The organism is Fundidesulfovibrio sp. YSD1 (assembly GCF_055397115.1).
Map to the genome: position 1 here is coordinate 2,978,871 of NZ_AP043666.1, position 12,783 is coordinate 2,991,653.

Sequence of the window (12,783 nt, forward strand, 5' to 3'; positions counted from 1 at the left end):
GGCGACGCTCTTCTTCAACCAGCCGCGTTCAACATCTCGGGCGAGGCATTTGGCGTGGACATCTTCAAGGTCCAGGAGACCGTCGGGACCATGGGGAGAGCAGGGGCCTCCGCGCCCCGGAATTCGTGGAAGGGGTGATTGATCTGCGCGGCAAAGTCATCCCGATCTTGGCCCTCTATACGCGGTTCGGGAGGGGAGCCCGGCCGCATGGCCAGATGACTCGAGGCGTCGTCATTGAGCCCAGGGAGGTAATTGTGGGCTTCGTGGTTGACGAAGTGTCCGAAGTGCCCAGGGCCAACTCCGGCACGGTGGAGCACCAGCCGGCGGTGGTGACAAGCCTAGGGTCCGAATATATCAAGGGGTTGGTTTGAAGGCCGGTTTCTCATGCTGCTTGGGCCAAATTTCGAATAGCCAAGGGCGGCATCAAGGTGCACGCGGGCATAGATCGTGACGGCTCTCTCCCGGGCGTGGTCACCTTTGCCGAAGCCAAATTCCATGAGGTCAACATCGTCAAGCTGCTCAAGCCGTGTTCTGGGCGGGGCTTGCAGTTATTGAATGGCCGAGCTGCTCGGCCGTTTCAGCGGCAGCAGGATAGTGAAGCATGTGCCTCGGCCGGGTTTGGAGTCCGCGCTCATCTTGCCCCGGTGGGTGGTGGTGATGATGAAATAGCTTACGGACAGCCCCAGGCCTGTGCCCTCGCCTACCTTTTTAGTGGTGTAGAAGGGCTCGAACACCCTGTTGAGCAGGCCGGCCGGGATACCTGGGCCGTTGTCCGCCACCTGGAGCATGGCCTCGCTGCCCTCCCTGGCCGCACGTACCGTGATGGCCGGGTCCACGGTTCCAGCTTCAGCCAATGCTTGGGCAGCGTTTCGGAGCAGGTTTAGGAGGACTTGTCCGATCTCGGAAGGGATGCAGGGAATGGAAGGGAGCGTGTCCGAGAGCTCCAAGTGAACAGTGATCCGGCGGAAGTCGTATTTCTTTTTGAGGTCGTAATCCTTCTCCGCCAGGGAGACAGCTTGGCGCACCAGTTCGGATACGTCCTGGTCCACGAAGCCGGAGTCGCTCTTGCGGCTGAAGCTGAGCATGTTTCGCACGATGCCTGTGGCCCGCTCGTTAGCTTCTCGAATTCCTTCCAGGTAACGGAGAATGTTCCGGCGTCGCATGTATTCGTGGGTTACCTCCATGTTCAGGCCTAGGGCTTGGGCTACCTCCAGGTTGGCCGGCAGGGAGGGGTCGAGTCGACGCTGCACGCCCTGCACTGACTGAGCTATGATTCCGAGGGGGTTGTTGATCTCATGGGCCATGCCAGCAGCCAGGCCGCCAAGAGACATCATTTTCTCCGTCTGCACCATGGCCTGCTGCGCCAGCTTTATTTCCGTGATGTCGCGCACGATGTTCATAGAGCAGCGTTCGCCATTGATCTCGATGTACTGGCACGAGTTCAGTGCGTTTCGAAGGGTGCCGTCCTTGCGGCGCAGTATAAATTCATAGTCCAATACAGTTCCATCGCGTTGAAGCTGTTCCAGAAAAACAGTTCGACTCGCAGGGTCATTCCAAAGACGCAAGTTGTTTCCGGAATTGCCAATGCTCTCGGCCCGGCTGTACCCGGTGAGGGTTTCGAAGGCTGCGTTCACGTCAAGAATGACGCTGTCCTTCAGTCGCGTGATGGAGATGCTATAGGGCGCTAGATTGTAAATTTTGGAAAACTTCTCTTCTGAGAGGCGTAGGTTGCGTTCTGCCTCTTTGCTTTTGGAAACATCCCGCGTGAGGGACAACAAATACCGTGCGCCGCCCACATTCATGGGCGTCAGCGAGGTCTCCACCTCTGTAATGCCGCCGTCCACCCTCTGGCACAACCACTCGAAGCGCAGCCTCTCTCCGGCCTCGGCATGCTCAAGCATGCGATGCATCATCCGGGTGGTCTCCTCGCCATCGGCCTGTACCCGCGGGGAGAAATCTGCCGGGGTCCGACCGATCATTTCCTCTCGGGTGCAACCGATGAGGGCGGTTGCGCTGGGGTTGCAGTCCACGATGGTCGCTCCGTCCATTACCAGGATGGTGTCCTGGGCGGATTCGAAGAGGGTGCGGTACATCTCCTCGCTGGCGGCAAGGGCCAATTCCGCTTGCTTCCGGGCGCTAATGTCCTGAATGATGCCCAGCATCCGTCTCGGTTGACCATCATTTCCGGTCTGAATTACGCCGCTGTCGTGCACGTAGACGTAGTGGCCGTGCTTGTGACGCAGGCGGTATTCAATGTCGAATTTCCCTTCGTGCGCGCAGACCTCTTCCAGCCACCGCAAAACCTCCGGCGCATCTTCCGGGGGGAGCAGGTCCTTCCATATCTGCACAGGGCCGTCTAGCTCCCGAAGTTCGAACCCCAGTACCTCTCGCACTGCGCCGATCCACAGCATGCTGCCTGACCGAAGGTCATATTCGTAGAAAATGTGTCGCGCCGCTGTGTTCACTATCTCGAAGCGCTGTGTCCAAACTTGAAGTTCGCGTTCATGCTCTCTGCGCTTGCTAAGATCCTCCAGAACGCCGTGAATCCAGGCCGGGCGGCCCTCTGCGTCGAGTTGAAGCGAGGCGCTGATCACGACGGGCAGCTGGCTGCCGTCCTTGAGGTGGAGGAGCATTTCATTGCGGACCCCCGTCGGGGAGGCCAGCAGTTGTTCCAGAAATGTGCTCCCCGGTTGTAGTTCCGCAAACGGGGAGTGAGACGTGGCGGCGAGAAGCTCCTCTCTGTCGTCATAGCCGAGCATCCGGACCAACTCCGGGTTGACCTCCTCGATGCCTCCGCTGAACGACGAGCGGAAGATGCCGAGGGGCGCGTTGTTGAATATTGCTCGGAGCTTCTCCTCGCTTTCCATCATGGCGCGCAGGGCTTCCTTTTGCGGTGTGATGTCCACGGTCAGGCTGAGCAGGCAGGGCTCGCCGTAGTAGGTGATGGGTACCGAAGAGTAGAGGACATGGGCGATGCTGCCGCCGGGGCGGCGGATGGCCGCCTCTTGTCCGAACATGCCGCCCTGGTCCGCAATGTGGTGCCGCAAGGCCCGAGCTTCCTCGTCAGAGATATCTGCGAGGGCAGTGACGTCAAATTGGAGCAGGTCCGCGCGCGCTATGCCCATGCTCTTGAGGAAAGCCTGGTTTGCCTCAACTGGTACGCCATCGGAGATGCGCTGGATCACCATGGAATACGGAGCATTGTCGAAAATCGAACGGAACATGGTCTCGCGTTCCGTGAGGCGGACGCGTGCCTGTTCAAGCTCGGTGACATCGAGCAGGATACCTGTCACCCCGCCGTTTTCGCCCTCTGCATCTGTCAGGGGGGTGGCCAGCAACTTGAACGTGCCACCGGAATAGGAGACAAAACCCTGAACAGTCTCTCCTTGCATGCTTTGTTGGAGGTATGCCTGCAAATCCGATAGCTCAGGATATGCGTCATGAAACTTCTTGCCGATGCTCTCTTCTTGCGGGCATTTGAGAACGTTCTGACCCATGCCCTCGGACAGCCGTACTGTGCCGTCATGGTCGAGGATAAAACAAATAGCGTTGGTGTGCTTCAGGATGGTGCGCAGGCATGCGTCGCGTTTGAGCAGCGTCTTTTGCAGCTCGAGGGTTTTGTTGTGCTCACTTTCAACTGTCGCAAGTTGCTTCGCATGGCGCTTGCGCACTGAAAGCAAGGCCAGGAGTGCGGCCAGGGTGACACAAACGCTGGCAAGGGCGAGAGAGGCCAGGATTAAATTGCCAGGAAACCAGTCAAAGGGCGGGAGGGATAACATGCTCCAGGCCGTATCGATGTGCGGAGGTGTTGCCACGCAAGCTCCATCCCTATGTCGAGAATCTAAATGCGGGTTGAAGACATTGTCTGGATAAGCAAAATGTATGCTAATCGCAAGTCGTGATGCATTGGGAACGGGTCGTATTGAGTGGTTGAAACGATTTGCGAATATTCAAAAATATTTTAATTGTAAGCGATTGGTTGGCGGTTTACGGATATCGCATCCTCCACTTCAGCCTTCCCGGGGCAAGGGGATGGTGTCCCCCCCCTTGTTCTCGTTGTCCTAGTCGAGTCCAGGCCGGTTTTCCAAGAAGGAAAACCGGCCTGTTTGATTTATTTACTTCAATTTTGCTCCACCTCTGCCGGGAAGAGTGGAGCAGGACAAAAGCGAGACACGGCGACTTGCGCAAGCGCGGCCCCTTCCAGTGGGAGGCCGGAATCCGCAAGGGAGACCACCTTGCGGCCCTCGCCGGACTCCTCGCTTTCCATGTCTTTGCCGATTTGCTAGCGTGACCACATGTTCGCGTGGCCTCGCACAGTCTTTCCGCCATTGGCCGATGAGATCATGGCCCTGGCGCTCCATTCACAGGGCGGTCTGATTTCAGATTCCATAAATCAGGAAAACAAGGATCCTTGATGGACAACGTCCTCTCGCTCGCGACGCCGCCAGACGCCGCTTTCGCCCGTGTCCTGACCACGGCGGCAGAGGCGCTTGCCCTGTCGCGCGGCCTGGGCAAGCGCGAGAGCATGCGTTTTCAGTTGGCGGTGGAGGAATTCTTCACCTACTTGGCCCAGGTGGCCCACGAGGACTGCGTGATCAGCACGGTGCTCACCGGAAAGCAGTACCAGGTGTGCGCATCCCTCCAGTTCCAGGCCTCAGGGCTCTGCCTGGGGGCCCTCAACGCCAGCTGCACCACCTCCCTGGACGGAGCCGGAGAGGCCGCGAACGATCTGGGGCTCATCCTGGCCGGGCGCGTGGCGGACCGTTTCCGCCTCACCCGCGACGGGGAATCCTCCTTCACGCTGCACGCCGAGGTGGACAAGGCCTATCCGGCGGCCAAGGCCCCGCCCTCCACCGTCACCTTCAAGCCTCCCTACCGGGCGGGCCTCGACCACGACCCGAACCGGCTCATGCACGCAGCCGCCTTGGCCGCTGCCCGCTATCCCGCCTGGCATTGCCCGGCCAGCTTCCAGACCCCGGGCAAGTTCGCCGACCTGGTCCAGGCGGGCCAGTTCACCTGCGTCCTGGCCCTGGACGAGGCCTCCCATCCCGCGGGGCTTCTCTGCTGGGCCCGGTCCGGGGAAAAGGGGCTTTCCTTTTCCGGGCCGTTCGTCTTCGCCCCGCGAGAGGACGCCCCCCAGGTGCCCCGGCTGCTCACGGACGCATTCCTGGCGGCGGTGGCCCGGGAGAAGGTGGAGATCGTTTTCAGCGAGCGGGCCACCAAGGACACCCCGGACGGGTACTTCGAGTCCCTGGGCACGCTGACGCGCCACGACGGGGAAGGCCAGGCCGAGCAGCCCGTGCTCTACCGCCACCTGCGCGAGGACATGGGCGAGACCGTGTGGGCCGACCCGGCCCTGGAGGGCTTCCTGCGCGGAGTCTACGACCGCATGGCCATGTGCAGGGACGTGCTCCCGGCCCAGCCGTTCGGGGCCGGCGGCCCCCGCGAGCGCAAGCGTTCCCTCTTCTCCACCGCCATGGACAAGGGCAAGGGCCTGGCCGTGCTGCGCCCCCTGCTGGACGGCGAGGACGTGGCCGCCAACCTCGCGGGCCACGTCCGCGTCCTGTCGGACAAGGGTTTTCTGAACATCCTGCTGTACATGGACCTGTCCCAGGCCTGGGAAGCCTCCCTGGCCGGGCCGGTCATGGACGCCGGATTCAAGCCCAGGCTGGTCCTCCCTTTCGCGGGCCGCTCGGACGTGGCGGTGTTCCAGTATGCGCCAGCTCGCTGACCTCGTCCCCGCCCACGTCCTGAACTTCGAGAGCTACGTCCCCAGCCGCCCGGACGACGTCCTCATGCGCCAGTACGGCGTGGAGCGCCTCTACCGCCTGAACAACAACGAGAACGCCCTCGGCCCTCCCCCGGCCGCGCGGGAGGTGCTGGCCGCGTTCCCCCCCGAGCGGGGCGCGGTCTATCCCAGCGGCGACTGCTTCTTCCTGCGCCAGGCCCTGGGCGAAGCCTTCGGCAAGGATCCCGAGCGCTTCCTGGTGGGCAACGGCTCCTGCGAGGTGATCACCTCGGTGATCAAGGCCTTCTGCCAGCCGGGCGACGACATCGTCACGGCGGACAAGACCTTCGCGGTCTACGAATGGGTGGCGGCGTTTTCCGGCATCGAGCCCCGCCTCGTCCCCCTCCGGGACTACGCCCTGGACCCGCGGGCCATGCTCGCGGCCATGACCGGCAGGACCAAGGTGGTGTTCGTGTGCAACCCCAACAACCCCACGGGGTCGTGGTGGGACAGGGACACCCTGGAGCGCTTCCTGCGGGCCGTCGGCGGACGGGCCATGGTCGTGCTGGACGAGGCCTACCGGGAGTTCGTGGACTCCCCGGACTTCCCGGACGGCATGGAGGTGATGGAGCGCCACCCCAACGTGCTGGTCTTCCGGACGTTCTCCAAGATGTACGGGCTGGCCGCCCTCAGGGTCGGCTACCTGTGCGGCGGCCTGGAAGCCGTGGACATCGTCCGGCGCACGCACCTGGTCTACTCGGTCAACTCGCTGGGGCAGTTGGCGGCCAGGGCGGCGCTGGGAGACGACGGGAGCCATGTGGCGGCGACCCGGCGCATGGTCGCCCAGGCCGGGGAATACCTGAAATCCGTGTTCGACTCGCTGGGGCTCGAGCACGTCTCGGGAGCGGGCAACTTCATCATGGCCCGCGTGCCCGTCCCGGACACCTTGCTCTACCGCCTGCTCATGAAGCAGGGCGTCATGATCCGCACCATGACCGGGTTTCGCTTCCCCAACTGGATCAGGGTCACGCTGGCCCGGGAGCCCGCCATGGAAGCCTTCGCGAAGGCCCTGCGCAACAGCCTGGACAAGCGATGAGCCCGGGCGCGGAGGGCAGGCCCGAGCGCCTGTTCAGCTATGATTTCCTGGTGCTCACCCTGGCGGCGGGCCTGGGATTCTGCAACATCGCCGTGTTCTACGGCCTGGCCAGCTACCTGGAAAAGCTCGGCGTGGACCCGGCCTGGCGCGGGACCATCATCGCGGCCGAGCCTTTGGCCGCCTTTCTGGCGCGGCCGTTTTTGAGCGTCTGGCTCACCCCCCGCCAGGCCCTGACCCTGGCGCGCCTGTCCCTCGCGGCCATCGGCGTGGCCCTGCCGTGCTACCAGTTCGCAACGGGCATACCCGGGCTTCTCGTGGTACGCGTTTTCCACGGCCTGGCCTTCGTGTGCCTGGTGAGCGCGGTCGTGACCCTGCTTTCCAAGGTGGTGCCCCCGCGTTTCGCCGGGCGGGCTTTCGGCCTGTTTTCCCTGTCCTCGCTCGTGCCCTACGCGCTCATGCCTCCGCTGACCGAGTGGCTGCTTACGCTCGCCGGGGGAGAAGCCCAGGCCTACGCCTGGACCGCCCTCCTGACCCTGCCCGCGCTGGCCATGCTCGTTCCGCTGGGCGCGCGCATGGGGCGCGGCTCGTTCCCGCCTGCCGAAGCGCGGCGGCCCTCGCTGGGCGAGCTTCGGGAGAATCTGGGCCGCCACCCCATCGTCCTGCTGCTGGCGGCGAACCTCCTGGTCTTCGCGGGCTCCACGCAGGTGTTCTTCTTCATCAAACCCTACGCCGTGTCCCTGGGGATCGGCGATCCCGGGCTTTTCTTCACCGTGTCCACGGCGGCTTCCATCGCGGCGCGCCTTTTGTCCGGCCCGTTCGTGGACAGGCTGCCCCGGCGGGGGCTGGCCGTGCTGTCGCTTCTGGCGCTCGGCGCCTGCATGGCCTTGTTCGCGCGCGCAAGCGGCGAAGCGTCCTTTTTCTGGCTGGCCGGAGCCTACGGGTTCTGCCTGGGCATCGCCATGCCGCTCCTGAACGCGGCCATGTTCCTCGAATCGCCTCCCGCGCTTCGCCCCATGAACATGAACCTGATGCTCTTCATGATGGACGCGGGGTACACGCTCGGACCCCTCGCGGGCGGAGCGCTGCTCGCCGGGGCCTGGGGATACCCGCCGCTCTTCGGCGCAAGCGCGGCGTGCGCCTGCGCGGCGGCGGCCCTGGCCGCGCCGCTGGCGGTCAGGGAATGGAGGGGGAGAAGGGCGGTTGAGGGATAACTTCGGCGAGGCGCGAGGGGCTGACGCGGGCGGGCCTGCGGCGGCCAAGGGGCCGCGCCCTTTGGAATCCCGGAGAGGGCCGGATCACGGGGCCAGCCGCAAGAGCAGGTTCCCGGCCACTTCCCGGCGGTAGTCCGCCGAGGCCCGCAGGTCGCCGATGGGCGAGATTTCTTCCCGAACGAGCTGCCCGGCGGCCAGCAGGGTTTCGCGGTCGAGGCGTTGTCCGGCCAGCAGCGCTTCGGCCTTCGGGCAGCGGACCACCGTGGGCCCGACGCTGCCAAGCGCCAGCCGTGCGTTCGATACCACGCCGCCAGAATCCATGCGCAGCACGGCGGCAAGGCTGACCACCGAGATGGCCAGCGCCTTGCGCCTGCCCACCTTTTCGAAGTGCTGGAGCGCCGGGGCGTCCGGAGGCGGCACGAGGACCGCCGCCACGATCTCGCCCGGTTGAAGCCCTACCAGCCCCGGACCCGTGATGAACCCGGCCAGGGGGACGCGGCGCGTTCCCTGCCGCGACGCCAGCTCCACCTGGGCGTCCAGGGCGTACAGCGGCGCGAGGGTGTCCCCGGCGGGCGAGGCCGTGACGATGTTGCCCCCGAGCGTGCCCATGTTGCGCACGAGCGGCGAACCGAGCACGCCGAGCGCGGCCGCCAGCGCGGGCAGTCGTTCCCGCGCCAGGGGGCTTCGCAGCAGGCGTGCGTGGGTCTCGCAGGCCCCCAGGCGGATGAGCCCCGCGTCCTCGCGGACACCGCACAAGCTCCCGATCCGCTCCAGGCAGGCCACGAATGCGGGAGCTCTTCCACGGCGGCGGGCCAGCAGGTCCGTGCCCCCGGCCATCACCGTTGCCCCGTCTTCCAGAAGCGGCCACAGTTCATCAAGGCTTTTCGGGCAATGCACGCCGGCGTTCACGAGTCCTCCCCGCGCGCGGCCCCGGCGGCGGCCATCACCGCGTCCACGATCTTCACGTACCCCGTGCAGCGGCACAGGTTGCCGGAGATGGCCTCGCGCACTTCCGCCGGGTCCGGGGAGGAGGTCCTGGCGAGCAGTTCGGCGGAGGCGATGGTCATGCCCGGCGTGCAGTACCCGCACTGCACGGCCCCGTTTTCAGCGAACGCCTGCTGGATGGGATGCGGATTCTCCACCGTGCCCAGGCCCTCCGCCGTGACCACGTCGCGGCCTTCGAGCTGCGCGGCCAGCATCAGGCAGGAGAGCCTGGCGACGCCGTCCACCAGGATGGCGCACGCGCCGCACTCGCCCGAGCCGCAGCCTTCCTTGGCGGCCGTAAGCCCCAGGCCGTCCCGCAAAAGGTCCAGGACCCGCCTGGCGGGGGGCGTTTCGATGCTGACCGGCGCCCCGTTCAAGGTGAAGTTCAGGATGATGTTTCCGCTCATGCTTTTTCGCCCCTCATCGCCCGCAACACGTCCTCGGGTTCCACGGGGACGCGGCGCACCGCGATCCCCACGGCGTCTTCCAGGGCCTGGGCCACCGCCGGGGCCGGCCCGTGGACGCCCACTTCCCCCATGCCCTTGAGCCCGCGCGGGCCGGTGGGCTCGTCCCCGTCCACGGGCGCCCACTCCAGGCCGGGCAGGTCCAGCGAGGTGGGGATGAGGTAGGTGGACAGGTCGCCCGCCAGGATGCGCCCGCCTTCGGCCGACAGTTTTTCCATGAGCGCGAACCCCGCGCCCTGGGCCGCCGCGCCCTGCACCTGCCGCTCCACGCCCTGGGCGTTTAGCACCTTGCCGCACTCCACGGCGGTGACGCACTCCAGAAGCTCCACCTGCCCGGTGAGCTCGTCGGCCTCCACCGCGCACACGCACGCCCCGTGGGCGAAGAACCGGTGCGGAAAGCCCAGCTGGAAATCCTTGCCGGTATCGGGCGGATTCTCCACCACGGGCATCACGTACTGGTCCACGCAGATGCGGTCGTCGCGCTGGAGCATGGCCCCCAGCATGGCCAGGGGGACCGAGCGCCCCGTTGTGTCGTCCACGACCGCCCCCGGGGCGAGGCGCAGCCGGGACGGCTCGTCCGCCAGCAGGGCCAGGGCCGCTCGCGCCTTGAGCTTCTCGCCCATGGCCGCGCAGGCCCCAAGCAGCGCGTTGCCGAAGGTGTACGTGGTGCGGCTGGCCGAGGACGACCCGGCGGGCGGGCACAGCCGGGTGTCCGGCTGCACCACCTCGAAACGCGACGGCTCCTGGTTCAGGGCCATGGCCGCCAGTTGAACGAACGCCGGGGCGTTGCCCTGGCCCATGTCCGGCACGGAGTTGAAGATCCTGAAGGTTCCTTCCCGCGTGAGTTCGAGCTTCGCCGCCGCCGCGTCCGGCAGGCCGCGCCCGTAGCCCATGGCGTTCAGCGACGCGGCGATGCCCACGCCCCGGCGCTTGAACGGCGGGGCCTGCGCCTTCCAGGCGAGACGGTCCGCCCACACGCGATGGGCCATGACCGCTTCCAGGCACTGCACCGCGCCCGAGGGGGACTGCATGGCCACGCCCGCGCAGTTGAGTTCGCCGGTTCGCAAGGCGTTCTTCAGGCGCAGCCCGGCTGGGTCCATGCCGAGCCGCGCGGCCAGTGCGTCCATGCTCCGCTCGATGGCGAAGCTGGCCTGCACCACGCCGAACCCCCGGAAGGCCCCGCCCACGGGGTTGTTGGTGTAGGCGCAGAAACCCTCCATGCGGGTGTGCGGGATGCGGTAGGGCCCTCCGGCGTGCTCGAGGCCGAGCGCCATGATCTCCACCGCCAGGTGGGCGTAGGGGCCGGAGTCGAAATGCATGGTGCAGTCCAGGGCCAGCAGCTCGCCCTGCCGGGAGGCCCCGAGGCGCACGCGCATGCGCGCGGCGTGGCGCTTGTACCCGGCCAGGAAGGTCTCTTCGCGGCTCCAGCACATCTTCACCCATCGCCCGCCGCTTTTCAGCGCGGCCAGGGCCAGCAGGCACTGCACCGTGGCACCGTCCTTGCCGCCGAACGCGCCGCCCAGGTAGGGCGCGCGCACCCGGATGTCCATGGGATTCAGGCCCAGGGCGTGGGCGATCTCGAAGCGGTCGCGGAACGGGGCCTGTGTGGACGCCACCATCTCCAGGCCGCCCCTGGCGGTCATCCTGGCCGCGCCGTTGGGCGGTTCCAGGAAGGCGTGCTCCTGCATGGGGGTCTCGAAGCAACCCTCCACCACCACGTCGCAGGAGCGCATGGCCTCCCGTGCGTCGCCCTTGTGCACCAGCCCGCGGGCCAGCAGGTTGCCGCCCTCCCGCCCCGCGTGGACCAGGGGCGCGCCCGGGGCCAGGGCCAGTTCCGGATCGAACACGCCGGGCAGCGGCTCGAGGTCGAGCCGGATGAGCGCCAGGGCCTCGGCGAGGGCTTCCCGGCTCCCGGCCACCACCAGGGCCACCGCGTCGCCCGCGTGGCGCACCGTGTCCGTCGCCAGCACGGGCTGGTCCTTGTGCACTATGCCTTGCAGGTTGGAGCCGGGCACGTCCGCCCCGGTGAGCACGGCCGTGACGCCGTCGACGGCGCGGGCCTCCCCGGTGTGCACGGCCGTGATCCTGGCGTGGGGCACGCCCGCGCGTTTGGCCCCGGCCCAGAGGCACCCGGGCGGGCTGAAGTCCGTGCCGAAGCGCTCGGCTCCCACGGCCTTGGACAGGGCGTCCCGGTGGAGGCCGGCGGAGCTCACGCGAGGCTCCGCGCGCGGTCCCAGTCCGCGCGGATGAAGGCCAGGAGCGCCTTCGACCTGTCCGAGAACAGGTTGATGGCGTCGAATTCCGGCTCCACGTAGAGCTTCTGCATGAGCAGGCCGTCCGGGCCGAACCAGAGCGGGACCAGCCCGCCCAGGACGAACCCCCGCGCGCGCAATGCCTCCACCGCGAAGACCGCCCCGGGTTCGCCCGCGTTCACGAACACCTGGACCACGGCCAGCCCGCGGCGTTTCGCGCCCTCGTCGAGCGTGCGGACGACATCGTTGAAATCGCTTCCCACGGCCGTCACCTGCACCCGCTCCACCGAGGCGAAGTCGAACGTGCGGGAGTCGAACGAACTTTCGGTTGCCTCCGGCGCGTCGATGGCGCTGAAGATTACCTCCCGGTCCAGGGAGAAGCCGCCCAGGATGAGCTCCATCTCCTTGCGGTAGCGCTCCGGCAGGTGGAGCGCGGCGCGCCGGTCGCGGTCCACCCGCGCCCCCAGCAGGCAGCTGACACGCTGGGCTCCGGCCCCTTCCTTCTCGTAGGCCCCGGCAGGCATCAGGGACACCTCCAGGCCGCACTCCGCGTACCCCTGCTTGTCCACGAGCTTCTGGGTGACCAGATGCGTGCACACGGCCTCCCCGAAGAAGCCCTGGGCCTGGGTCATGGTGTGCGACAACCTGTCCATTTCCTTGACGATCTTGGCAACCATGAGCGAATTGCGGTATTCGGGCGCGATGAGCAGCTGCCCGAACTCGAAGAGGGCCTTGTTGGGAGGGGAACTCCGGTAATAGGCCCCTTGCCCGGCCACGGTTCCGGTGTCCAGCCGGGCCACCACCGTGAGCACCGCGCCTTCGGCGTTGAGGCGCTCGATGCTCTCCGGGATGTAGTAGTCTTCCACGGGGTAGCGGTCGCCGTACACGCTGTAGAAGAGCTGTGCTATGCCCTGTCCGTCACCTGGTTCGAGCGGGCCGACCGCATACTTGCGCTCGGGTTCGACCTCCCGCCAGTTAAGCCTGATACGCTCGATATGGTTCTCTTGCGGCGTCACGTTCATGAAGGCTCCTTCAGCTTGCCTGCGGC

Annotated in this window: 9 protein-coding genes; 4 read left to right on the forward strand and 5 right to left on the reverse strand. The window is 66.2% G+C overall.

The genetic code is table 11. The features are described 5' to 3' along the window. The first annotated feature begins 47 nt into the window (after positions 1–47). Positions 48–371 carry a chemotaxis protein CheW gene (locus tag ACZ5V4_RS13905; RefSeq protein WP_464317836.1) on the forward strand — a complete coding sequence of 108 codons (324 nt, stop codon included), beginning with the start codon at positions 48–50 and terminating at the stop codon, positions 369–371. Between the two features lie 177 nt (positions 372–548). Here the strand turns inward: ACZ5V4_RS13905 and ACZ5V4_RS13910 are convergent, their stop codons facing one another. Beyond that, on the reverse strand, positions 549–3,815 hold the full coding sequence (locus ACZ5V4_RS13910) for a PAS domain S-box protein (RefSeq protein ID WP_464315460.1): 3,267 nt from the start codon (positions 3,813–3,815) through the stop codon (positions 549–551). 599 nt (positions 3,816–4,414) lie between these two features. Here ACZ5V4_RS13910 and ACZ5V4_RS13915 point away from each other — a divergent pair. From ACZ5V4_RS13915 to ACZ5V4_RS13925, 3 genes are read left to right on the forward strand one after another with little or no spacing between them, the layout of a single operon-like run. Then, positions 4,415–5,731 carry a hypothetical protein gene (locus tag ACZ5V4_RS13915; RefSeq protein WP_464315461.1) on the forward strand — a complete coding sequence of 439 codons (1,317 nt, stop codon included), beginning with the start codon at positions 4,415–4,417 and terminating at the stop codon, positions 5,729–5,731. After that, positions 5,715–6,824 carry a pyridoxal phosphate-dependent aminotransferase gene (locus ACZ5V4_RS13920; RefSeq protein ID WP_464315462.1) on the forward strand — a complete coding sequence of 370 codons (1,110 nt, stop codon included), beginning with the start codon at positions 5,715–5,717 and terminating at the stop codon, positions 6,822–6,824. The genes ACZ5V4_RS13915 and ACZ5V4_RS13920 overlap by 17 nt, the downstream gene beginning before the upstream one ends. Next, a complete protein-coding gene (locus ACZ5V4_RS13925) occupies positions 6,821–8,035 on the forward strand; it encodes an MFS transporter (RefSeq protein ID WP_464315463.1) in 1,215 nt (404 codons plus the stop codon). Before ACZ5V4_RS13920 ends, ACZ5V4_RS13925 begins: the two co-directional genes overlap by 4 nt. Before the next feature lie 84 nt (positions 8,036–8,119). Here ACZ5V4_RS13925 and ACZ5V4_RS13930 read toward each other — a convergent pair whose 3' ends face one another. From ACZ5V4_RS13930 to ACZ5V4_RS13945, 4 genes are read right to left on the reverse strand one after another with little or no spacing between them, the layout of a single operon-like run. Then, complete coding sequence (locus tag ACZ5V4_RS13930; protein WP_464315464.1) at positions 8,120–8,944, reverse strand: FAD binding domain-containing protein; 825 nt, start codon at positions 8,942–8,944, stop codon at positions 8,120–8,122. Beyond that, positions 8,941–9,426 (reverse strand): (2Fe-2S)-binding protein, encoded by a 486-nt coding sequence (locus tag ACZ5V4_RS13935; RefSeq protein ID WP_464315465.1) that lies wholly within the window; start codon positions 9,424–9,426, stop codon positions 8,941–8,943. Before ACZ5V4_RS13935 ends, ACZ5V4_RS13930 begins: the two co-directional genes overlap by 4 nt. Next, entirely contained in the window at positions 9,423–11,696 is a 2,274-nt protein-coding gene (locus tag ACZ5V4_RS13940; protein ID WP_464315466.1) for a xanthine dehydrogenase family protein molybdopterin-binding subunit, read from the reverse strand. The genes ACZ5V4_RS13935 and ACZ5V4_RS13940 overlap by 4 nt, the downstream gene beginning before the upstream one ends. Beyond that, the gene (locus ACZ5V4_RS13945) at positions 11,693–12,757 is read right to left on the reverse strand and encodes an acyl carrier protein (protein ID WP_464315467.1); all 1,065 of its coding nucleotides are present in this window, start codon (positions 12,755–12,757) and stop codon (positions 11,693–11,695) included. The genes ACZ5V4_RS13940 and ACZ5V4_RS13945 overlap by 4 nt, the downstream gene beginning before the upstream one ends. Positions 12,758–12,783: the final 26 nt, after the last annotated feature.